We start from the raw sequence: 20,528 nt of genomic DNA on the forward strand, positions 1-20,528 counted from the left end.
CTCAGCAGGGGGCAGATCATGAGTCTGGGAAAAACGGAGGCCGAAGTGCGGTTGTGGCTGTTGGCCGGATTGTGGATTCCGTGCTTGTCCCTAAGGAGGCCACCACGAGAGAGGCGGCGCGCCGGGTCGTGGTCGATGACCTCTCAGAATTTTCTACGACGGATGATGTGTTAATGACGACCTTTGACAATTTGATGGTTTTTCCGAAGCTAGTCCGTTTCGCCACATTAAAGGAATTTGGGGCTGTCGGTCCCAGCAATCTCATTTCGGCAACCCCACTATCGTCTCAGAATCTGGTCCGAATCGTTGAGGCAGCGTGGAACCAATGACCACGGAAAACGATGCGATAATCTCAATCCATCCCCGCCATGCCAATGCCATTCTTGAAGGGGCAAAAACAATTGAATTGCGTCGCCGAATCCCCACTCTCGCCGTGGGTACGCAGCTTTGGATTTATGCCACCCGCCCGGTAGGGGCTGTGATTGGAATGGCTACAGTCGAGCGTATTGTTCGAGGTGAGCCTGAGCAGATATGGCTCGAATTCGGCAATCAATCTGGAATTGATCGCCTTGATTTTGATACCTATTTTGACGGAGCGGAAGAGGCAGTAGGCTTGCTCTTGGTCAATGTGCGGCGAAGCGTGGCGCATGTCGCGATTGAACGATTGCGTTCTCTGCGGGAAGGTTTTCACCCCCCTCAGGTTATGATGTCCATAAGCAACAGGGAGGCCCAGCTACTACGGCGCATGGCAAATTTAGACAGTGAGCAGACCGTTAGATAGCGCCGTCATAGGCTATGAGGCGGGTGCCTCCAGCGTCAGGCAGCCATCAACAGTTCAATCCGCTCCAGCTCTCTGAAAAATTCAAAGCAAAGCTGATTGCGTTCATCGTCTGGCAACCAGCGGCTCATCTGCGGGAACACGACTTTGTTGTATTGGTAGGTCCGGCGATCCCAGAGGGAAACAGCCGTGACGGCGCGGGCGGAATCCAGAATGCTCCGAAGATCGTCCCGCACTTCCTCACGGTCAGGCTCAAAACTCCTTACCGCAGGTGTATGCTCGAGATCGAAGCCTAGCTGTGTTTGTCCAAACTGCTGTTCTTCAGCCATTTTCATCACGCTTTGCCAATGTCGCTTGCACGCCGGTTGTCCTTCGCTACCAACACCATAACGAGGGGGCCGAATGAATCAAACTGTCCGTATCAACAAATATGTGGGGGATTTCGGCAAGGCTGCCAAGGCCAAGCTGAACGAAGGCGGACAGCCTGAGGACCAACTACGCAACCCGATTGAGCAACTGTTTGCGGCACTTGGCGAGGAAATCGGCCTGCCCAATGGTGCCCTTATCCTTGTCGGCGAGAAATCCCTTGCTGAAATGCGCACCCGCCCCGATTTCGCCGTCAACGTGCAAAAAGCATTGGTAGGATTTATCGAGGTCAAGGCTCCCGGCAAGGGGGCAGACCCGCGCAAGTGGAAAGCCGGGCACGACAAAGACCAGTGGGATAAGCTGAAAGCCCTGCCCAATCTGCTTTACAGCGACGGCAATGCCTTTTCCCTGTGGCGCGATGGCGAATTGACCGGCCCAATCGTCAAGCTAGACGGCGACATTGAAACATCGGGCGCAAAGCTGACTGCCCCCGAAACGCTCCTCCCGCTGATCCATGATTTTCTGACATGGCAGCCGATTGCCCCAAAGAACCCCAAGGAACTAGCCCGCATTGCCGCCCGCCTCTGTCGTTTCCTGCGCGATGAGGTGGTGGAACAGCTTGAACAGAACAATGCCCCGCTGACGGCGCTAAAGGCTGACTGGCGAACCCTGCTGTTTCCCGACGCTGACGATGACAAGTTTGCCGATGGCTATGCCCAAGCGGTGACGTTCGGGCTGTTAATGGCAAAATCAAAGTCGCTGACGCTGGCGGACGGGCTGGACCGTGTGGCGAAGGACTTGGGCAAAACAAACACGCTCATCGGAACGGCGTTGCGGTTGCTGACCGAACAGGAATTTTCGCTTGGTCCGTCACTCGACACGCTGACCCGTGTGCTTGATGTTGTGGATTGGTCCAAGATCGCCAAGGGCCACCCCGAGGCATGGCTCTATTTTTACGAGGATTTCCTTGAGGTCTATGACAACAAACTGCGCAAGCTGACCGGCAGCTACTACACCCCGGCGGAAGTGGTGCAGACAATGGTTCGGCTGTGCGATGAGGCGTTGCGATCATCCAAGCGGTTTGCCGTCCCCCGTGGCCTTGCCGCCCCCAATATCAGGATTGCCGACCCTGCAACCGGCTCCGGCACGTTCTTGTTGGCGGTGTTACGGGCGATTGCTGCCTATGTGGAAGCCGATGAAGGGCCGGGGGCGGTGCGGGGTGCCATCGAACAGGCAGCCAAGCGGATATATGGTTTCGAGCTGCAATTCGGGGCTTTTGCCGTGGCGCAGTTGCGCTTGCTGGCGGAAATGATCGACCTTCACGCCGATGGCAGCCCCGGCCTGTTTGTCACCGATACGCTGGGCGACCCCCATGCCAATTTTGAGGCTGGACAGGGCATCTATCGGGAAATCTCCAAGTCGCGGGAAGCGGCAAACGAGGTTAAGCGGGCCACGCCCATAACCGTGGTGATCGGTAATCCACCCTACAAGGAAAAGGCCAAGGGCAAGGGCGCGTGGATCGAAAACGGCAGCGCCAACCGGGCCGCTCCGTTCAAGGATTGGCTGCCGCCAACGGCTTGGAAGGTGGGCAACCACACCAAGCATCTGCGCAACCTCTATGTCTATTTCTGGCGTTGGGCCGCGTGGAAGGTGTTCGAACAGGGCGCTGGTGGCCGGGATTTACAGCCCCCGGTGGAAGAACAGCTTTCCGGCATTGTTTGCTACATCACCGTGGCCGGATTTCTCAATGGCCCCGGTTTTCAGAAAATGCGGGCCGACCTGCGCAAAGATTGCGATGAAATATGGGTGATTGATTGCACGCCCGAAGGCCACCAGCCCGAGGTTGCCAGCCGCATCTTTCAGGGGGTGCAGCATCCTGTCTGTATCGTTTTGGCTTCCCGCTCACCCGCAAATGATCCTGCGAAGCCTGCCAAGGTGCGGTTTCATGCCTTGGCAAAGGGACGGCGTGAGGAAAAGTTCAAGGAACTTCAATCTGTAACCCTTGACGGTGCGGGTTGGAGCGATTGCCCAATGGATTGGCGAGCGCCGTTCCTCCCGGAGTTTTCGGGCGGCTGGGGCGACTTTGTGGCGCTGGACGGCGTTATCGGCGATGTTGGTTCCGGCGTTATGTCTGGTCGCACTTGGGTCATTGCGGCAGACGTGGAAACGCTGGAACGGCGTTGGAATGGTTTGCTCAATGAGAGCGATCCAGCAAAAAAGGAAATTCTGTTCCACCCGCAGTTGCGGAAAGGAAAAGTGGCCAGTCGGCACATCAGAAAACTTGTCAGTCAAAGTCTGGGGCAGCACGCTACGAGGCAAGTGCAGATCATTAATGAAACCGCTAGTCAAACTCAGTTTACGAGATACGGGTTTCGCTCGTTTGATCGTCAATGGTTGCCGGTAGATGCTCGCATTTTGAATGATCCCCGGCCAAACATTTGGAATTCGTGGGGAAGCAATCAGGCGTATCTCACGGCTCCGATGGACTTGGCCCCGTCGAGCGGTCCGGCGTTGACGGCAACCGCACTAATTCCTGACCTCCACCATTACGCTGGTCGAGGTGGTCGCGTGTTCGCCCTGTGGAAGGATGCCGCAGCAACGGATGCCAACATAGCGCCAAGCGTGATCGCTGCGCTGTCTAAGGCATTCGGTGCCATCGTCGATCCGGTGGACGTTTTCGCCTATGTCGCCGCCTTGCTGGCCTGCCCTGCTTATACCGCCCGTTTCAGCGATGACCTTGTGCGGCCCGGTTTACGGGTTCCCATGACTGCCGACGCCAAGCTGTTTGCCGAAGCCGCCAAGCTGGGGCGTGAGGTCATTTGGCTGCACAGCTTTGGCGAACGCTTCACCGAAGGCCAGCCCGCTGGCAATCCGCGCCTGCCCGACGACCGCAAGCCCATCAACCCCCAGGGCGGCACCATCCCGAACACGCCGGACGGCTTTCCCGACACCATCGACTATGATCCCGCCTTGCAGCGGCTGAAAATCGGCACAGGCTTTATCGACAATGTGCCCCCTGCCGTCTGGGCCTATGAGGTTTCCGGCAAGCAGGTGCTGCGTCAGTGGTTCAGCTATCGCAAAAAGAATCGCGAACGTCCCCAGATTGGCGACAAGCGCCCGCCTTCACCCCTGAGCGATATTCAACCGGACCATTGGCTGCCAGAATACACAAGCGAGCTGATTAACGTCCTAAACGTGTTAGGAATGCTGGTTGAACTGGAACCGAAGCAGGCCGACTTGCTGGAGCGTATATGCGAGGGGCCGCTGATTCCAGCCTTTAAGATTGTCTAACAGCAGACTTCATCCGGTTTCCGTCAGGGTAGCTACGCGACCGCCTGCAATCCCTTGCGTTGGATAATGGACAGAAGGCGCAGGGCAGGGCCGCCGGGGCGTTTCACGCCCCGTTCCCAGTCCGACACAAGATTGCGCGACACGTTGAGATAGGCGGCGAACACCGGCTGCGAGACATGCTCGCGTTCGCGGATCGCCCGAATTTCATCGCCTGCCAGCGCCGGCGCGGGGGCAAGACACGCTTCGTCAAAGGTGCGCAACGTCGCGCGCGACACCACGCCCGCGTCATGGGCGTCGCTCATCATTTCATGGATTGCACCCGCAATCTCGCTGCGATAGCCCTTATCCTTCATCACTGTTCCCATCATCTATCTCCACCAGTGTTCCCGACGCCACCAGTCGGTCCAGTTCCCCCGCGCTCCATTTCAGCGCCTCGCTCGCCGCGTTGCGGAGCAAGGCTAGGTCCGCCTTTGATATGTTCGCCTGCGCACTCTTGGCGAACCCGAAAGCGAATATCGCCCTGTCACCCTGCCGAAACAGGATCAACGTGCGATAGCCGCCCGACTTGCCTTGCCCGGTGCGAGCAACCCGCTGCTTGATGACCCCGCCGCCAAGATCGGCATCCATCAGACCGCTTTCTGCGCGCTCTACGGCTTCACGAAGCGACGCATCGGCAATCCGCTCCTTTCGCGCGAAGCGCTCGAACCAACCATTTTTGAAGATGCGCGCGATGGCGGTTCTCCTGCTTTCTATGGCTTCATATAACACTTAGCGTTATATTTCAACATGGATGGGAAGGAACGACACAGCATCGGCCTTCTTGACAGTGCATAGACTGCGGGTGAGCATGAGTTTGCTTCATGACGCTACCGACGGTGGTCCTTTCAAAGGAGCCTCCAATGAACGACTCGACCTAACGCCTGCTGGCTGTCCCCTGAAAAGGGGCGGATGCGAAGGCACGGCATGAAAATTTGGTACAGGCTGGGAAAAAATCTTCGCTGATCGCTATCAGTGACAAGCCTACGCCAAATTCCGCCGTCTTCCGCCGCTGACCGCCAATTGCCGCCAGCGTTCACCGACCCATGAAAGCGTAGCTGCCTGCGCGCCCGGAACACTCTTGTCCGGGACGGCAAGGCATCCAATGCTCGTGGCCGGGGGCGCGTGCAACATCCTGATTTAAAGAGACTGCCCCATGAACAACAGTGATCGTATCATTCGCCTGAAAACCGTCCTCGCCCGCACAGGGCTTTCCCGCACGACGCTTTATCGCAAGATGGGCGAAGGCACTTTCCCACGCCAGGTGAAGATCAGCGTCCACGGCGCTGGCTGGCGGGAGTCCGCCATCAACCGCTGGATTGCCGATCCGGTAAGCTACCGGGAGGAGTTGGGCGTTTGATCCTGTTGCCGTGCTCCACCTTTTGCAGGCATGGGCACGGCAACATCGGCGGCTTCCGATCAGGCAGCTTGGCTCTTCGCCTTACCGAACTTGCCGGTAACGACCTTCTGCCCGTCGCGCAGCAAGTCGAGATGGTCGGACCAGTGCTGCATCATGCGGACCCGTTCGTCCCAATATTCGCCCCGCGTGTAAGCGCGACGCACCGCGTTGTTGTCGCAATGGGCAAGCTGCCGCTCGATCGCGTCGGGATGCCATAGTCCCATTTCATTGAGCAGGGTCGCCGCCATTGCCCGGAAGCCATGGCCGGTCATTTCATCCTGTGCGAAGCCCATGCGCCGCAAGGCGGCGTTGATGGTGTTCTCCGACATGGGCCGGTCCACCGAGCGGAGCGACGGGAACAGGTAGCGGCTATAGTCGGCATCATGTTCGATGGTGCCAAGGATCGCCAATGCCTGCCGGGAGAGGGGGATGGTATGGGCGCGGCGCATTTTGGTCTTGTGCGCGGGGATGGTCCACAGCGCCTTGTCGAAATCGAAGTCGGCCCATTCGGCGTGGCGGAGCTCGCCTGGGCGCACGAACACGTGCGGGAGCAGTTGCAGTGCTGCTTTGGTGTTTGCAAAGCCTTCGAATGCCTCAATGGCGCGCAACAGTCCTCCCGCATTGTCCTCGCTGGTAATCGCGGCGCGGTGGACCGGTTTGGGCGCGATCAGCGCCCCGCGCAGGTCCGCTGCCACGTCACGCTCCGCGCGCGCCGTGGCGATGGCGTAGCGGAATATCTGGCTGCATGTGCTGCGCAGGCGCTTGGCCGTCTCGTAGCGGCCCTTGCCCTCCATCTTGCGCAGCATGGTCAAGACCTCCTGCGCGGTGATGACGGTGACAGGGCGCTTTCCCAGCGACGCATTGATGAAGGCCAGCAGCCAGCGCAGCTTCTTCATCGTGACGGCAGAGCGGCCTTCGCGTTCGACCTTCACCAGCCATTCGTCGGCAACCGCCTTGAAGCTGTTGGACGCGGCTACGGTTGCGGCAATCCGATCCAGTCTGATCTTTTCTGCGGGATCGTCCCCCTTCGCCAGCACTTTGCGGGCGGCGTCGCGCTGCTCGCGGGCGTCGGCGAGGCCGATGTCGGGATAGACCCCGAAGGCCAACGTCTTCTGTTTGCCAAGGTGACGATAGTTCATCCGCCAGTAGCGCCCACCATTGGGCGTCACATAGAGAAACAGGCCATCGCTATCGGTGAGTTTATAGGGCTTGGCTTTGCCCTTGGCGTTTTTGATCGCAGCGGCTGTAAGCGCCATGATGGTATCTCCTTTTCGAGGAGGGCCGCGCTACCATCAGACATACCATCAAGTTGCTGGTATCCGGTGGTCCGAGACCGCTCCGTATGGGATACCTATACCATGAAAAACCGCAGAAATCCGCCATTCCTGGCACATTCTGATACTCTCTGGGAGAGTATTTTGGTGACCCCTACGGGAATCGAACCCGTGTTTCAGCCGTGAGAGGGCCGCGTCCTAACCGCTAGACGAAGGGGCCATGCGCCGCGTCGGGCGGTTGGCAGGGGCCGGGCTTTAGGAAGGCGTGCCGGGCGCGTCAAGGAAAACCGCGCCGGGACCAGACCAGTTGAAAAGCCGCATGCCAAAAAAAACCGCCCCATGCAGAGCATGGAGCGGCCTAGGTTCAGGGAGGAGACGCCTCCAAAGGGGGAGGCGCCCATACGATACACCCGAAAGGGGGGCAGGTGCATCGCATGTTCAGTAGATAGGGCAGGTCACATTCCGTTTCAAGAGGAGATGCAATCGCTTTTCTATCAATTATTTCCGCCGTTTCGGGTTAACTTCCCGTTCAGGCCTGAACGACCTGGGGGATCGGCCCCTTGCCCAGATTGACCTGCGCTTCGAAAATGTCGCGCATCAGCTGAAGCGAAAAGAGATGGGCGTGGATCAGCGGCAGCATCCCGCTCTGGTTGATCTTGCGCAGCTGGTCGCCGCGCAGGTCGCGCAGCTTTTCCTCGTTGATCATGCGGAAACCGCGATAGACGAAGGGCTGCTCGTTGCCCGGCGTCTGGATCGCGACCTCGCCGTCCATCAGCAGGTCCATTTCCTGCAATTCACGCACGAACTGGCCGGTGCGGGCAGCGGCCTGCTCGAAATCCTCGCAGAATTTCAGCACGCCCTGGGTCAGTTCGGTCGGCTTGCCATCCTCGAACAGGGGCTGGCCATCCTCGAACGGGCCGATCGCCGGGCTGGTCGGATCGAAGCACAGCGACAGTTCGTCGCTGTCGGGACGCAGCTTCGCCAACATCCAGGGATAGCGACGGACATAGGCCGGAATGTAAGACGGACCGCCACGCAGCTTGCCTTCGTCATCGACGAAGATGTTGACCCCTTCATTAAGGCCCATCAGCGCCAGCGGCACCGAATCCGTGCCTGCCGAAAAGATGATCGGCACGAAACGCTGGGCGGCGACAAATTCGTCGATCGTCAGCGGAATGGCGTGCTGGCTGGTCAGGAACGGCGCCGAATCGACCGCTACGCTACGAAAATCGGCATGATCCAGGCTGCTCAGCGGAAGGAGGTCATTGTAGAAGATCGGCAGGTTATTCGCGGGCGCGCTGGCCATGATCCGGTATCCATTCTGTCAATATAGCGGCGCTGTGCAGTGGCGCCGCCGGGCGTAAAACTGGGAGAGGGCGATAAAGCCCTGCGCAGCGGGTGGCAATTGCTTTCACACATTGGTTCCGGGCCTGATCTTCAGGCTTCATCGGGCAGGGGAATGAGTTTCCCCGGATTGAACAGCCCTTGCGGATCGAATGCGGCCTTGATCGCCCGCAGCGCGCCGATCCGCGCCGGGCCTGCCAGCCGCGCCAGCTCCGTCCGCTTCATCTGGCCGATACCATGTTCGGCGGAAATGGACCCGCCCGCCGCGACCACGGCATCATGGACGAAGGCGTTGATCGCCTGGCCCTGCGCCGCGATCCAGCCTGGCCCGTCGCTCGTCCCCTTTGGCGCGCGGACATGGAAATGGACATTGCCATCGCCCAGATGGCCAAAGGATGACGCCGTCGTGCCGGGAAAGCGCGCCATGGCCGCGTCGGCCGCATCGATCATGAAAGCGGGCATCCGCGCCACCGGCACGCTGATGTCATATTGCAGCGCCGGCCCCTGCGCCTTTTCCGATTCCGACAGCGACTCGCGAATTCGCCAGAAGGCTTCGGACTGCGCTTCATTGGCGGCGACGACCGCGTCGATCGCGATTTCCCGTTCGAACGCCTGCGCCAGCGCGCCCTCCAGTCGTTCGACCGGCCCCGGATCGCGCAGATCGCCATGATCGACCTCGATCAGCACATGCCATGCCGTCCGTGTCTCGATCGGCGATCGGGTGCCGGGGATATGCCCCAGCACAAAGCCCAGCGTCTCGTCGGCGATCACCTCGAATCCCTCGACGGCATCGCCCAATTCCGCTTCCACCAGACGAAGCAGCGCCAGCGCATCGGCCGGGGAGGCGACGCCGACCCAGCCGACCGCCCGTGCCGCTATGGCCGGGACCAGCCGCAGCGCCGCCGCCGTGATCACGCCCAGCGTCCCTTCCGCGCCGATCAGCAGCTGCTTGATGTCGTAACCGCGATTATCCTTTTTCAGCGCATCCAGCCCATGGAAGATGCTGCCATCGGGCAGCACTGCCTCCACCCCTTCGACGAGCGCCCGCATCGTTCCGTGGCGCAACACCTGCGTACCGCCCGCATTGGTCGACACCAGCCCACCGATGGTAGCCGACCCCTTGGCCCCCAGGCTCAAAGGAAAACGGCGACCGGCGGCTTCCGCGGCATCGTGCAGGTTGCTCAGGATCACGCCTGCCTCGCAGATCGCCAGATTATCGTCCGCGCTCAGGCTACGAATCCGGTTCATCCGCCGCAGCGAGAGGATCAGCGCCGATCCGTCGGCAGGCGGCGTCGCCCCGCCAACCATCGACGTATTGCCCCCCTGCGGCACCAGCGCGACGCTCAACTCGCCTGCCAGCGCCACGATGGCCGCAACCTCCTCCACCGACACAGGTGACAGGATCGCCGCGGCCGTGCCATGATAGCGCCCGCGCCAGTCGCTGACCCATGGCGCAATATCATCCGGGTCGGTGACGACGCCCTTGGGGCCAAGCAGCGCGGAGAAACGATCGATAATAGCCCGTCCAATCATGGGACGCACCTATCCCCTGAATTCATCGACTGTTCAACCATGGGTCGATAGCTTCTGATTCCCAAAAGGGGTTCGATTTGGTTCATTCCATATTGCTGCTGATGGCCGCCACTACGGCTAGCCCGGTTCAATGGGCGCAAATGACGATTGAACAGCGCGTCATCATTCGCGTGCCGATGGCGCGCAAGGGCAGGGCGCCCGCGCGCATAACGGAAAAAGCCGCCGACGCATGGGACGAAAAGAAGGGGCCGCGCTGCGTCGCGCTCCGCTCGATTCGCGCTGCCGCCATCGCCGTGCGCAACGGGGTGGACCTGATCCTGGCCGACGATCATCGCTATCGCGCGCGGTTGGAAAAAGGGTGCGACGCGGCGGCTTTCTATTCCGGTTTCTACGTCGAACCGGACGAGGACGGGTCGCTGTGTTCGGGCAGGGACGAATTGCAAGCGCGCGGCGGGACCAGTTGCGCCATCGAAAGCTTCAAGCGGCTGATCGCCGTCGAACCCGACGATTAAGTGTCGCGATCGGGCGGCAGGACAGGACAAATCGCGCGATTTCCTTGACAAGCGGCCGATATTTCCGCAATGCGCGGCCGATTTCCGTCTCGCTATCGTGCAGGACGGACAAGCCTCCTGTTCCCGGACCATTGAATGACTTTTGCCGATCTCGGCCTTTCCGACGAATTGCTCAGGGCCGTAACCGAGGCCGGTTACGATACGCCCACGCCTATTCAGGCGCAGGCGATCCCGTCCGTCCTGATGATGCGCGACATTATCGGCATTGCCCAGACGGGGACGGGCAAGACCGCCAGCTTCGTGCTGCCGATGATCGACATCCTTGCCCATGGCCGCAGCCGCGCGCGGATGCCGCGATCGCTGATTTTGGAGCCGACCCGCGAACTCGCCGCCCAGGTCGCGGAAAATTTCGAGAAATACGGCAAATATCACAAACTTTCGATGGCGCTGCTGATCGGTGGCGTGTCGATGGGCGACCAGCTTGCCGCGCTCGAAAAGGGCGTGGACGTGTTGATCGCGACACCGGGCCGCCTCATGGACCTGTTCGGTCGCGGCAAGATCATGCTCAATGGCTGTTCGCTGCTGGTCATCGACGAAGCCGACCGGATGCTCGACATGGGCTTCATCCCCGATATCGAGGAAATCTGCACCAAGCTGCCCGCGCAGCGCCAGACGCTTCTGTTTTCGGCAACCATGCCCCCGGTCATCAAGAAGCTGGCCGACAAATTCCTGTCCAACCCCAAATCGATCGAAGTCGCGCGCCCCGCCAGCGCATCGACCAACATTACCCAGCGTCTGGTGAAGGTCGACGCACGCAAGAAGCGCGACACATTGTCCAAAATGCTGCGCGAAGCCGACGTCACCAGCGCGGTCATCTTCTGCAACCGCAAGACGACTGTGCGGGACTTGAACAAGAGCCTGCAACGCGACGGCTTCAAGTCGGGCGAAATCCATGGCGATATCGACCAGGGTTCGCGCATCGCCGAACTGGAACGCTTCCGCGCCGGCACCGTCAACATCCTCGTCGCGTCGGACGTCGCGGCACGCGGTCTGGACATCAAGGGCGTCAGCCATGTGTTCAACTATGACGCGCCGTGGCACCCGGACGATTATGTCCACCGCATCGGCCGCACCGGCCGGGCGGGCGCATCAGGCGTCGCCTACACCTTCGTCACCGAAGCGGACGCCGAAGCGATCGACAATATCCAGAAGCTGATCGGCACCAAGATCGAGATCGTCGGCGCGGCGGAGGCCATCGCCAGCGCCGAACCGACCGCAGATGCCGCACCCAAGACGCCAAGGGGCCGCAAGCCCCGCGCGGCAAAGCCTGCTGCCCCAGCGCCCGTCGCGGACGAACCCGTCGCTGAAAAGCCCAGCCCGGTTCGCCGGTCACGCGCGCAAAAGCCGCGCGAGGAAGCTGCCGCCAGCCCAGCCGCCGCCCCCCGCGCCGCCGAAGCGCCCGCCCGCCAACGCCGCAACGACCATCAGCACGACGGCCCCGACGAAGGCTGGAACGGCCCGGTCCCCGAATTCCTGAACTTCGGCTTCGACGCCTGACCAGAGGCGGACGGGCTTTGCCCTGTCCGCCAATGAGCGACCAGAAGCGCCCGCAAATTCCTCCCCTGTAAGGGGAGGGGGACCACGAAGTGGTGGAGGGGTGTCGCGCTATCGTGGAGGGACACCCCTCCGTCTGGCCTACGGCCATCCACATCCCCTTACAGGGGAGGATGATCGGGAACGACCATTTGCGGCCGTCGACGTCTTGGCTAATGACGGCAGAACCGGGCGTTGGTTAGGTGTCGTCCTCTATGTCTTGGCTGTCGTGGTATAGCTCTAAGATGGCCGCTCTACGTTCGCTGAGCGAGACATGCACGACCACCGTGTCTGCAAGGTCCACATCGGGATGAGAAGCGCAGTTCCCAGCAAACCATAGCGCCTCTGACATTGGTTCTTTGTCATGCCACGTCGTCATAACAAACTTGTGGTCCGGTATCTCTCCAAAGTCGAAAGCCTCTAAGACGGCCCAATCCACGGCATCGTGCCATTCCTCACAAGCTGTGCCCCAAGCGACAAAGTATAGGCAACCGCTGCCTACGAGCCATTTGACTACTTCATCACGCCAAACCTGGCTCACGGCCTGTTCAGCAACCAGGACTGCTCGGTAGGGCTTAGGAGCCATCTGCGGTATGGGCTGGTCAGGGGAGAGGTGCAGATAGTCCAGAGGCATCACGCGAACCTATGTCCGCATTGTCGCATCCTCAACTCAAAACCGGACTGTCCGCTACCCACTCATTCCCCCCCTCACAACAACCCCATCGCCCGCATACTGCTATGCCCGTTCGCGCCCACGATAATATGGTCATGCACCGCGATGTTGAGCCGCTTGCCTGCGTCGATGATCTGGCGCGTCACCTCTATGTCCTGACGGCTGGGTTCGGGCGATCCGCTGGGGTGGTTATGCACCAAAATGATCGCCGCTGACCCCAGGTCTATCGCCCGCCGGATCACCTCGCGCACATAGATGGCGGCCTGGTCGATCGACCCGTCGCCCATATTTTCGTCGCGGATCAGCATGTTGCGGGCATTGAGATGCAGCACCCGCACCCGTTCCACCCCCAGAAACGCCATGTCCGCGCGCAGATAGTCGAGCAGCGCCTGCCAACTGGCCAGCACTGGCCGCGCCGCCACTTCGTTGCGCAGCGTCCGTAGCATCGTCGCCTGCACGATCTTGATCGCTGCGATGCTGGTGTCGCCCATGCCCGGCACCCGCGCGATCGCTTGCCAGTCCGCGCTCATCAGCCCGCCGATGCCGCCAAATTCACGCAGCAACGCCTTGGCCAGCGGCTTGGTATCGCGCCGGGGAATCGCCAGCGCCAGGAGATATTCGATCAGTTCATGATCATGCAGCGCATCGCCGCCGCTTTCGGCCAGCTTCTGCCGCAACCGCGCGCGATGCCCTGCGCCATCATGCGTGACTTTTGCGTCCTGCTCCGCCAAACCTGCGTTCCTCGCTACTGGCCATCGACGCTATAAGTTGCGGAATCGCGGGGCAAGGATATTTAATCGCGTACGGACGTTATGGTCCCGTTACGGACCATCAGCGTTACTTGAAAGCCGGGGTTGGCCATAAGCATGGAAGAACAGGACGGCGAAGAGCAGGTTCGCCGGGGTTGGCTACGCTGGCTGGGTGTCGGCACCGGGTCGCTTGCACTGGTGCTGGCTGGCCTGTGGACGCAGCGCGCGCCAATCGCGGAAAATTTCGTCAGCCGCGAACTGAACCGGCGCGGGGTGCAGGCCAATTATGATCTGACCGATGTGGGCCTGCGCACCCAGCGGATCGAGCATATCCTGCTGGGCGACCCGGCCAATCCGGATCTGACCGCCGATTGGGTAGAGGTCGACATTGCTTTCGCCGGGCTGACGCCACAGGTTGCCGCGGTGCGCGCGGGCGGCGTGCGGATGCGCGGTTCCTATCGCGACGGCGTGCTGCGCCTGGGCGAACTGGACAAGTTCAGCGATCCTGATTCCACCGAACCCTTCAGCCTGCCCGACATCCTCCTTGCACTCAACGACGCGCGTTTGCGGCTCGATACCGATGCCGGTCAGGTGGCCATGCGTATCGACGGGACCGGCAATCTGCGCTCCGGCTTTCGGGGCAAACTGGCCGCCGTCATGCCCCGCGCGGCCTTTGCCGGTTGCGGCCTGACGGACGGGCGCGCGTCGCTGGCCATCGCCATGGACCGGGGCCGTCCGCATGTCACCGGCCCGGTGCGCGCCTCGGCGCTTGCCTGCCACGACAGCGCCGCTATGGCCCGCCCGGTGGCGACGCTTGACCTCACACTGGGCCAGGCGTTCGACCGCTGGAGCGGCCATGTCGACCTGTCGGGTGAGGCGCTCAAGGCCAGCGGCATCGTTCTGGCCGCACCCAGCGGCCGTGTCGATTTCGACGGCACGGCATCCGCCATCAGCGGCCGCGCCCGCATCGGCGCAAGGGCGCTGGCGGGGCAGGGGGCCATGATCGAACAGGCGAGCCTCGCGGGAACATGGTCGGTCAAGAGCGGCGAAGCGAAGGCGCAAGGCGAACTGTCGGGGCGTCAGCTCCATATGGCGGGCCGCGATCCGCTGGCGTCGCTACGCAGTTCCACCCTTGGCACGCCCGTCGGCCCGCTCGCCACCCGCTTGGCCGATGCCGTGCGCCGCGCGGGGGACAATAATCGGATCAGCACGCGCTTCGCCTTCGTCCAGCGGGGTGCCGCGGGCAGCCTTGCCCTCACCGATAGCCGTCTTGTCGCCCGCAGCGGCGCGCAGGTCGGCCTGTCCCCGGATGGCCGCATCACGCTGGCCTGGCCTGGCCGCGCCGGTTCCAGCCTCGACTGGGCGCTTGAAGGCGCGTTGCGGACGGGCGGCGGCGGCCTGCCCGATGCCGCGCTGCGCCTGGCCCGTCGCGCGGGTGGCGGCTTTGGCGGCGAACTATTCGTCGATCCCTACGCCGCTGGCGACGCGCGCCTGAGCATCGATCGCGTCCGCTTCATCGCGCAGCCCGATGGCGCAACCCGTTTCTCGACTGCGCTGCGCCTCGATGGGCCGTTGCCCGATGGTCGCCTGCGCGGCCTTCGCTTGCCGATCGAGGGGCAGCTTGCCGCCAATGGCGCGCTGGCGATCAACCGCCGCTGCGTGCCCCTGTCGCTGATCGAAGCCCGCTATGGTGCCTTTGCCATTGGCCAGACGCGCCAGACACTCTGTCCGCTGGATGGCGGCGCGCTGTTCGCCATGGGGCCAAAGGGCATCAGCGGCGGCGCGGACATCCCCGATCTCGCTCTTGTCGGCACCAGCGGCGACAGCCCGCTGCGCCTGACCGCCGATCATGCCCGCATCGCGCTTGGCCAGAGCGGCTTCGCCCTTGCCAACCCCGCGCTGACGCTTGGCCCGAACGACGCTCCCGTCCGCCTGACCGCCGCCAGCCTGGACGGCGCGATGACTGCGCGCGGTCTTGGCGGCACTGTGAGCGGGGCAGGGGGGCAGATCGGCACCGTTCCGCTGATCGTCGAACAGGGCAACGGTACCTGGCGCTTCGCCGACAGCGCGCTTGATTTCCGTGCCGCCATGACCGTGCGCGATTCGCAGTCGCCCGTCCGCTTCAACCCGCTTGCTGTTCCCGATTTTGCCCTGACCCTGAAAAATGGCCGCATCGCCGCGACCGGGACGCTGGCCTCGCCGCGCAATGGCGCGACCGTCGCCCTTACCAGCATCGCGCATGAGCTTGGCAGCGGCAAAGGGCATGCGGACCTCAACGTGCCCGGCCTGGTTTTCGGTCCTGCTCTCCAGCCTGACGAAGTCACCCCGCTGGCGCTGGGCGTCGTCGCTAATGTCGCGGCGACGGTGACGGGGAACGGGCGGGTCGACTGGAACGGTTCCAACGTCACCTCCACCGGCACGTTCCGCACCGATAATGCCAATCTCGCCGCCGCCTTCGGCCCGGTGCAGGGCCTGTCGGGCGAAATCCGCTTTACCGACCTTATCAACATGGTCACCGCGCCGGGCCAGACCGTCAAGATCACGTCCGTCAATCCCGGCGTGGAAGTCCGCGACGGCACTGTCCGCTATCGGCTGGAAGCGGGGCAGAAGGTCCGAATCGAGGGCGGCGGCTGGCCATTTTCGGGCGGGCAGCTGGTCCTGCTTCCCACCACCATGGATTTCAGCGCCGACGTCGATCGCTACCTGACCTTCCGCGTCATCGGCCTCGACGCCGGGGCGTTCATCCAGGCGATGGAGCTGGACAATATCTCGGCTACCGGCACATTTGATGGCCTCATGCCCCTCATATTCAACTCGCAGGGCGGGCGGGTTGCGGGCGGGGTGCTCGTCGCCCGGCAACAGGGCATGCCGCCGCTGTTGATGCCCGAAGGCGTCTTGCCGACCATCCCCTGTGATCCTGCGCGGCAATCGGGCGTGCTCTCCTATGTCGGCCCCGTATCGAACGAGCAGCTTGGGACGATGGGGCGGCTGGCGTTCGATGCGCTCAAGAACTTGCAATATAAATGCCTGACGATCCTGATGGACGGCGCGCTGGACGGCGAAATGGTCACCAATGTCGTATTCAACGGCGTCAATCGCGGCCAGTTGGGCGGCACCCCGGCAGGGTTGGCACGCAACTTCACGGGCCTGCCCTTCCTGTTCAACGTGCGGATCGCCGCGCCCTTCCGCGGGCTGCTCGGCACCGCCCAGTCCTTCATCGATCCCTCGCAACTCATACAGAACAGCATCGGCGACCAGATGCAGGCGACCATGAAGAGCAAAATGAACGAAAGCCTTGCGGTTCAGCCTGCGGAAAGCGACAACATGCCAAACAGGGAGCGCAAATGAAGAAGCAAGCAATCATGATGGCGGGTTTCGCCGGTCTGGCCCTGGGGGGCTGTATTCAGGTCAAGGCGCCTGACAAGCCGATCGAAATCAACCTGAATGTTAAGGTGCAGCAGGAGGTCGTCGTGCGCCTGCAACGTGACGCACAGGATCTCATCCAGAATAACCCGGAGTTGTTCCCGCAATGACACGCAAGATGCTCATGATCGCCGCTAGTGCCGCCGTCGCGCTGGCTGCTGGTTTTGCAATGACCGCGCCCGCCCGTGCCCAGACCGGGGCCGTGGCCAGCGCCATGGCGGCCGGCACGGTGGGTGAACAGGCCGATGGCTATCTCGGCATCGCCGGGACGGTGGCGGGCGATGTCCGCGCCGAAGTCGAATCGATCAATATCAAGCGTCGCGCCGCCTATACGCAGCTGGCCAGCCAGCGGGGCGTGACCGTGCAGGATGTCGCCGCCGCCACTGGTTGTCAGACGCTCAGCAGCAGGGTCAAGACCGGCCAGGTGTATCGCATCGGCGCTGGCGCGTGGCAGACCAAGGGGGCCGGCCCGATCGCGCTGCCGCCCTATTGCGCGTCTGCGGGCTGAAAAGACGCACTGGCGGACTTTTCTCATTCCTTCGTCCGGGGGTGCCAATCTCTGCCCAACCATGGTTGACTATCCGCAATCGCCTTTCTAAACGGGCCGCGCCTTGACGGGTGCAGCCGCAAGCGCCATGCCGCCTGCCATATGGGGTAAAACCCCGATGGAGGACGAACATGGTTGCGGATGGACCCGGACAGGACCCGGCGGGGGAAGATGCGCGCATCACGTCTCTGGAAGAGCGGATTGCGCGCGCTGAATCCGTCGAAAAGGTCAGGCAGGGGGCTGTGGAGCAACAGGCGGACGATGGGTCTCGCCTGGGCAACCGGGTTCTTGCGGAACTGATCGGCGGTCTTGTCGGCGGTGCGTTGATCGGCTGGGTTTTGGACCGGCTGTTTGACACATCCCCATGGCTCCTGCTCGTTTTCCTCGGTCTTGGCATCGTGGCGGCGTTCAGGAACATCATCAGATTGACGACGACGAAGCGTCCCCCGGAATAAGGGACGCTTTTGTCATAGTCCGACGTTTAGACGGTTTAGACGTAACAGGGGTCCAGCGTGGCAGAATCCGGCAAAATCGATCCGATGCATCAATTTGCGATCGAACCGCTGTTCGGTACGGATCATCTGTCGATCGGCGGCTTCAACATCGCCTTCACCAACAGCGCGCTCTATATGGTGCTCGCGGCTGTGGTGCTGTGGATCTTCGTGATCGGCGGCATGAAGCGCGAACTGGTCCCCGGTCGCTGGCAGATGGCGGTCGAATATATGACCGGCTTCATCAAGAATCTGCTGATTGCGAATATCGGCGACAAGGGGCGCAAATATATCCCCTACGTCTTTTCGCTCTTCATGTTCATTCTGCTGGCCAACCTTCTGGGCCTGTTGCCGCTGGGTCTGGTGGGGCTTCACCCCTTCACCTTCACCAGCCATTTCACCGCCACTGGCGTATTGGCGATCATGAGCTTCTCGATCGTCCTGATCGTCGGCTTCGCCAAGCATGGCTTCCACTTCTTCTCGCTCTTCGTGCCCCATGGCACGCCCGCGCTGATGGTGGTGCCGCTCTTCTTCATTGAACTCGTCTCCTTCATGGTGCGTCCGTTCAGCCTGGGCCTGCGACTGTTCGTCGCGATGACCGCTGGCCACGTACTGCTGAAGGTGCTGGCGGGTTTCGTCATCAACAGCGCCAATGCCTCGCCGGCTTTGGGTCTCACCGTCGGCACCGCCAGCTTCGTCCTGATGATCGGCATCAGCGCGCTGGAAATGCTGGTCGCGGTGATCCAGGCCTATGTGTTCGCGCTGCTGACCTCGGTCTATCTCAACGATGCCGAAAACCTGCACTAAGATTTCCGTAATTTCGTCAACATTATCAATATTCTAACGAAGGAGTTTACGACATGGACGCAGAAGCCGCAAAGCTGCTCGGTGCTGGCCTGGCCGCGATCGGTGCGGGCATCGCTGCCCTCGGTGTGGGCAACGTGTTCAGCGCGTTCCTCGAAGGCGCGCTGCGCAATCCGGGCGCTGCTGATGGCCAGCAGGGCCGTCTGTTCATCGGTTTCGCCGCGGCGGAACTTCTGGGTCTGCTGGCGTTCGTTATCGCCATGATCCTGGTGTTCGTGGCCTGACACATATTGGGTGCGGGCTGGGCGGCTTCGTGCTGGCCCGCCCGCATCCCCCCAAATTGACCGCGCCCTGATCGGACGGATAGATATGCCTCAAATCGCGCAAATCGCCGAAACCTACTCCAGCCAGATTTTCTGGTTGCTGTTGACCTTCGGCTTCGTGTTCTTCGTCATCGGCCTCGGCATGGTGCCCAAGGTTCAGGGTACGGCGGACGCGCGCGACGCGAAGATCAGTGGTGATCTGGACGCGGCCAAGGCCGCCTTCGCCCGCGCCGACGAAGCGGAAGCCGACTATCGCGTCCGTGACGCGCAAAGCCGTGCCGCCGCCCAGGCAATGCTGGTTCAGGCCAAGGCGCAAGCCGCCAAGGCATCCGAAACCAGGCTCGCTGCCGCCGACGCTGAAGTCGCCGCCAAGATCGCGGCCGCCGAAGCCCGGATCAAGGCCGCCAGCGATGCCGCTCTGGCAGAAATTGAAACCGTCGCTGCCGATGCGGCACGCGACATGGTGGCCCGTATCGCTGGCGTGCAAGCGTCGGACGATGCAGCCCGCAACGCAGTAAAGGCGGCACTGGCCCATGGCTGAGGCAGCAGCACAGCATTCGGCGGAAACGCCCCCGAACCTTGAACAGGCAATCCATGCCGAAGGGCTGGAGCCGGTTGGCACCGTCGCGCACGAAGGCGTCGCCCCCCATAGCGATCCCAAGGCTGTCGGCATGGACGCCACCGCCTGGGTCAGCCTGGCGATGGCGGCCTTCATCGCCATCCTTCTGTTCAAGAAGGTTCCCGCGCTGATCGGCAGCGTGCTTGACGGGCGGATCGCACAGATCAAGGCGCAACTCGCCGAAGCCTCCAAGCTGCGTGCCGAGGCCGATGCGCTCAAGGCTGAATATGAGGCGAAACTCGCCGCCGCTGCGGGTGAGGCCGAAGCGATGCGCAAGTCCGCCGAGCATGAGGCCGAAACCCTGCTGGAGGACGCCCGCACCGCTGCCGCCGATCTGGTCGTCCGTCGCCAGAAAATGGCTGAGGACAAGATTGGCGCCGCCGAACGCGCTGCCATCACCGCCATCCGCGCCCGCGCCGTCAACGCCGCAACCACGGCAGCGGCCAGCCTGATCGCACAGGGCCATGATGCCAGCGCCGACAAGGCTCTGGTCGATAGCGCCATCAAGGGTCTCGGCCCGGTCGTCTGATCGCGCCACGCCAGACAAATGGAAAAGGGCCGGGTGCAATCCCGGCCCTTTTGCGTTGGCAGGTCCATCCCCGATGAAAGATTGACGGGCCGCTGTCCTACATCGTCCATTCCATGTCATGATCGCTTTCACAGCGCGATCCCCCGGACTTTCCGATAGGATCAGGCCAGCGCCATAAAATGTCACGATTGCTGGGAAATATGCGAAGTTAAGCCCGCACTATCCTATTTTGCGCCCCCATTGC

21 protein-coding genes and 1 tRNA gene are annotated in these 20,528 nt (G+C 61.9%); 13 read left to right on the top strand and 9 right to left on the bottom strand.

Going from position 1 to position 20,528, the window contains the following annotated elements; translation table 11 throughout:
• Positions 1-325: 325 nt before the first annotated feature.
• The gene (locus tag IWY39_RS01255; RefSeq protein ID WP_107124456.1) at positions 326-781 is read left to right on the top strand and encodes an ASCH domain-containing protein; all 456 of its coding nucleotides are present in this window, start codon (positions 326-328) and stop codon (positions 779-781) included.
• A gap of 35 nt (positions 782-816) precedes the next feature.
• Here IWY39_RS01255 and IWY39_RS01260 read toward each other — a convergent pair whose 3' ends face one another.
• Entirely contained in the window at positions 817-1,113 is a 297-nt protein-coding gene (locus IWY39_RS01260; RefSeq protein ID WP_107124455.1) for a hypothetical protein, read from the bottom strand.
• A gap of 67 nt (positions 1,114-1,180) precedes the next feature.
• Here IWY39_RS01260 and IWY39_RS01265 point away from each other — a divergent pair, with 67 nt between their 5' ends.
• Positions 1,181-4,435 (top strand): type ISP restriction/modification enzyme, encoded by a 3,255-nt coding sequence (locus IWY39_RS01265; protein ID WP_196871313.1) that lies wholly within the window; start codon positions 1,181-1,183, stop codon positions 4,433-4,435.
• Positions 4,436-4,467: 32 nt separating this feature from the next.
• On the opposite strand, the gene IWY39_RS01270 is transcribed toward IWY39_RS01265, so the two are convergent.
• Together IWY39_RS01270 and IWY39_RS01275 are read right to left on the bottom strand one after the other, a co-directional pair.
• Positions 4,468-4,788 (bottom strand): helix-turn-helix domain-containing protein, encoded by a 321-nt coding sequence (locus IWY39_RS01270; protein ID WP_009820704.1) that lies wholly within the window; start codon positions 4,786-4,788, stop codon positions 4,468-4,470.
• A complete protein-coding gene (locus IWY39_RS01275; protein WP_229380608.1) occupies positions 4,778-5,203 on the bottom strand; it encodes a type II toxin-antitoxin system RelE/ParE family toxin in 426 nt (141 codons plus the stop codon). The genes IWY39_RS01270 and IWY39_RS01275 overlap by 11 nt, the downstream gene beginning before the upstream one ends.
• Positions 5,204-5,627: 424 nt before the next feature.
• On the opposite strand from IWY39_RS01275, the gene IWY39_RS01280 reads away from it, so the two are divergent.
• Entirely contained in the window at positions 5,628-5,831 is a 204-nt protein-coding gene (locus tag IWY39_RS01280; protein WP_107124454.1) for a helix-turn-helix transcriptional regulator, read from the top strand.
• A 59-nt stretch (positions 5,832-5,890) separates the two neighbouring features.
• On the opposite strand, the gene IWY39_RS01285 is transcribed toward IWY39_RS01280, so the two are convergent.
• The 4 genes from IWY39_RS01285 to IWY39_RS01300 form a co-directional block, all read right to left on the bottom strand.
• Complete coding sequence (locus IWY39_RS01285; protein ID WP_196871314.1) at positions 5,891-7,126, bottom strand: tyrosine-type recombinase/integrase; 1,236 nt, start codon at positions 7,124-7,126, stop codon at positions 5,891-5,893.
• A 163-nt stretch (positions 7,127-7,289) separates the two neighbouring features.
• A tRNA-Glu gene (locus IWY39_RS01290) sits at positions 7,290-7,364 on the bottom strand.
• Between the two features lie 309 nt (positions 7,365-7,673).
• Entirely contained in the window at positions 7,674-8,450 is a 777-nt protein-coding gene (locus IWY39_RS01295) for a SapC family protein (protein ID WP_017182483.1), read from the bottom strand.
• 131 nt (positions 8,451-8,581) lie between these two features.
• Positions 8,582-10,021, bottom strand: a complete 1,440-nt coding sequence (locus tag IWY39_RS01300; RefSeq protein WP_107125490.1) for an FAD-binding oxidoreductase — start codon at positions 10,019-10,021, stop codon at positions 8,582-8,584.
• 77 nt (positions 10,022-10,098) lie between these two features.
• On the opposite strand from IWY39_RS01300, the gene IWY39_RS01305 reads away from it, so the two are divergent.
• The gene (locus tag IWY39_RS01305) at positions 10,099-10,533 is read left to right on the top strand and encodes a hypothetical protein (protein ID WP_026002276.1); all 435 of its coding nucleotides are present in this window, start codon (positions 10,099-10,101) and stop codon (positions 10,531-10,533) included.
• Between the two features lie 135 nt (positions 10,534-10,668).
• Positions 10,669-12,090, top strand: a complete 1,422-nt coding sequence (locus IWY39_RS01310) for a DEAD/DEAH box helicase (protein WP_107125491.1) — start codon at positions 10,669-10,671, stop codon at positions 12,088-12,090.
• Between the two features lie 235 nt (positions 12,091-12,325).
• On the opposite strand, the gene IWY39_RS24520 is transcribed toward IWY39_RS01310, so the two are convergent.
• Both IWY39_RS24520 and radC read right to left on the bottom strand, forming a co-directional pair.
• On the bottom strand, positions 12,326-12,760 hold the full coding sequence (locus IWY39_RS24520) for a DUF7684 family protein (protein WP_107125492.1): 435 nt from the start codon (positions 12,758-12,760) through the stop codon (positions 12,326-12,328).
• Between the two features lie 74 nt (positions 12,761-12,834).
• Entirely contained in the window at positions 12,835-13,530 is a 696-nt protein-coding gene (radC, locus tag IWY39_RS01315; RefSeq protein WP_107125493.1) for a RadC family protein, read from the bottom strand.
• Between the two features lie 135 nt (positions 13,531-13,665).
• Between radC and IWY39_RS01320 the strand changes: the two genes are divergently transcribed.
• The 8 genes from IWY39_RS01320 to IWY39_RS01355 all read left to right on the top strand — a co-directional run bounded on the left by IWY39_RS01320 (position 13,666) and on the right by IWY39_RS01355 (position 20,284).
• A complete protein-coding gene (locus tag IWY39_RS01320; protein ID WP_107125494.1) occupies positions 13,666-16,896 on the top strand; it encodes an intermembrane phospholipid transport protein YdbH family protein in 3,231 nt (1,076 codons plus the stop codon).
• Complete coding sequence (locus IWY39_RS01325; RefSeq protein ID WP_017182713.1) at positions 16,893-17,081, top strand: YnbE family lipoprotein; 189 nt, start codon at positions 16,893-16,895, stop codon at positions 17,079-17,081. The genes IWY39_RS01320 and IWY39_RS01325 overlap by 4 nt, the downstream gene beginning before the upstream one ends.
• Positions 17,078-17,479 carry a YdbL family protein gene (locus IWY39_RS01330; RefSeq protein WP_107125495.1) on the top strand — a complete coding sequence of 134 codons (402 nt, stop codon included), beginning with the start codon at positions 17,078-17,080 and terminating at the stop codon, positions 17,477-17,479. The genes IWY39_RS01325 and IWY39_RS01330 overlap by 4 nt, the downstream gene beginning before the upstream one ends.
• A gap of 170 nt (positions 17,480-17,649) precedes the next feature.
• On the top strand, positions 17,650-17,973 hold the full coding sequence (locus IWY39_RS01335) for an AtpZ/AtpI family protein (RefSeq protein WP_107125496.1): 324 nt from the start codon (positions 17,650-17,652) through the stop codon (positions 17,971-17,973).
• A 57-nt stretch (positions 17,974-18,030) separates the two neighbouring features.
• Positions 18,031-18,816: a F0F1 ATP synthase subunit A gene (locus tag IWY39_RS01340; protein WP_017182710.1), complete on the top strand. Its 786-nt coding sequence runs from the start codon at positions 18,031-18,033 to the stop codon at positions 18,814-18,816.
• 53 nt (positions 18,817-18,869) lie between these two features.
• Complete coding sequence (locus IWY39_RS01345; protein ID WP_006961951.1) at positions 18,870-19,097, top strand: F0F1 ATP synthase subunit C; 228 nt, start codon at positions 18,870-18,872, stop codon at positions 19,095-19,097.
• An 85-nt stretch (positions 19,098-19,182) separates the two neighbouring features.
• The gene (locus tag IWY39_RS01350) at positions 19,183-19,677 is read left to right on the top strand and encodes a F0F1 ATP synthase subunit B family protein (RefSeq protein WP_107125497.1); all 495 of its coding nucleotides are present in this window, start codon (positions 19,183-19,185) and stop codon (positions 19,675-19,677) included.
• Positions 19,670-20,284, top strand: a complete 615-nt coding sequence (locus IWY39_RS01355; RefSeq protein ID WP_019051995.1) for a F0F1 ATP synthase subunit B family protein — start codon at positions 19,670-19,672, stop codon at positions 20,282-20,284. Before IWY39_RS01350 ends, IWY39_RS01355 begins: the two co-directional genes overlap by 8 nt.
• Positions 20,285-20,528 lie beyond the last annotated feature (244 nt).

The sequence above is a fragment of the Sphingobium sp. JAI105 genome, from assembly GCF_015752145.1.
GTDB lineage: Bacteria > Pseudomonadota > Alphaproteobacteria > Sphingomonadales > Sphingomonadaceae > Sphingobium > Sphingobium xenophagum.

Bases quoted from the DNA above. Each gene is read 5' to 3' on its own strand.
- IWY39_RS01325 (WP_017182713.1), top strand. From the start codon at position 16,893: ATGAAGAAGCAAGCAATCATGATGGCGGGTTTCGCCGGTCTGGCCCTG.
- IWY39_RS01270 (WP_009820704.1), bottom strand. From the start codon at position 4,788: ATGAAGGATAAGGGCTATCGCAGCGAGATTGCGGGTGCAATCCATGAA.
- IWY39_RS01285 (WP_196871314.1), bottom strand. From the start codon at position 7,126: ATGGCGCTTACAGCCGCTGCGATCAAAAACGCCAAGGGCAAAGCCAAG.
- IWY39_RS01350 (WP_107125497.1), top strand. From the start codon at position 19,183: ATGCCTCAAATCGCGCAAATCGCCGAAACCTACTCCAGCCAGATTTTC.
- IWY39_RS01255 (WP_107124456.1), top strand. From the start codon at position 326: ATGACCACGGAAAACGATGCGATAATCTCAATCCATCCCCGCCATGCC.
- IWY39_RS01295 (WP_017182483.1), bottom strand. From the start codon at position 8,450: ATGGCCAGCGCGCCCGCGAATAACCTGCCGATCTTCTACAATGACCTC.
- IWY39_RS01310 (WP_107125491.1), top strand. From the start codon at position 10,669: ATGACTTTTGCCGATCTCGGCCTTTCCGACGAATTGCTCAGGGCCGTA.
- IWY39_RS24520 (WP_107125492.1), bottom strand. From the start codon at position 12,760: ATGCCTCTGGACTATCTGCACCTCTCCCCTGACCAGCCCATACCGCAG.
- IWY39_RS01345 (WP_006961951.1), top strand. From the start codon at position 18,870: ATGGACGCAGAAGCCGCAAAGCTGCTCGGTGCTGGCCTGGCCGCGATC.
- IWY39_RS01320 (WP_107125494.1), top strand. From the start codon at position 13,666: ATGGAAGAACAGGACGGCGAAGAGCAGGTTCGCCGGGGTTGGCTACGC.
- IWY39_RS01265 (WP_196871313.1), top strand. From the start codon at position 1,181: ATGAATCAAACTGTCCGTATCAACAAATATGTGGGGGATTTCGGCAAG.
- IWY39_RS01280 (WP_107124454.1), top strand. From the start codon at position 5,628: ATGAACAACAGTGATCGTATCATTCGCCTGAAAACCGTCCTCGCCCGC.
- IWY39_RS01260 (WP_107124455.1), bottom strand. From the start codon at position 1,113: ATGAAAATGGCTGAAGAACAGCAGTTTGGACAAACACAGCTAGGCTTC.
- IWY39_RS01335 (WP_107125496.1), top strand. From the start codon at position 17,650: ATGGTTGCGGATGGACCCGGACAGGACCCGGCGGGGGAAGATGCGCGC.
- IWY39_RS01300 (WP_107125490.1), bottom strand. From the start codon at position 10,021: ATGATTGGACGGGCTATTATCGATCGTTTCTCCGCGCTGCTTGGCCCC.
- IWY39_RS01355 (WP_019051995.1), top strand. From the start codon at position 19,670: ATGGCTGAGGCAGCAGCACAGCATTCGGCGGAAACGCCCCCGAACCTT.
- IWY39_RS01330 (WP_107125495.1), top strand. From the start codon at position 17,078: ATGACACGCAAGATGCTCATGATCGCCGCTAGTGCCGCCGTCGCGCTG.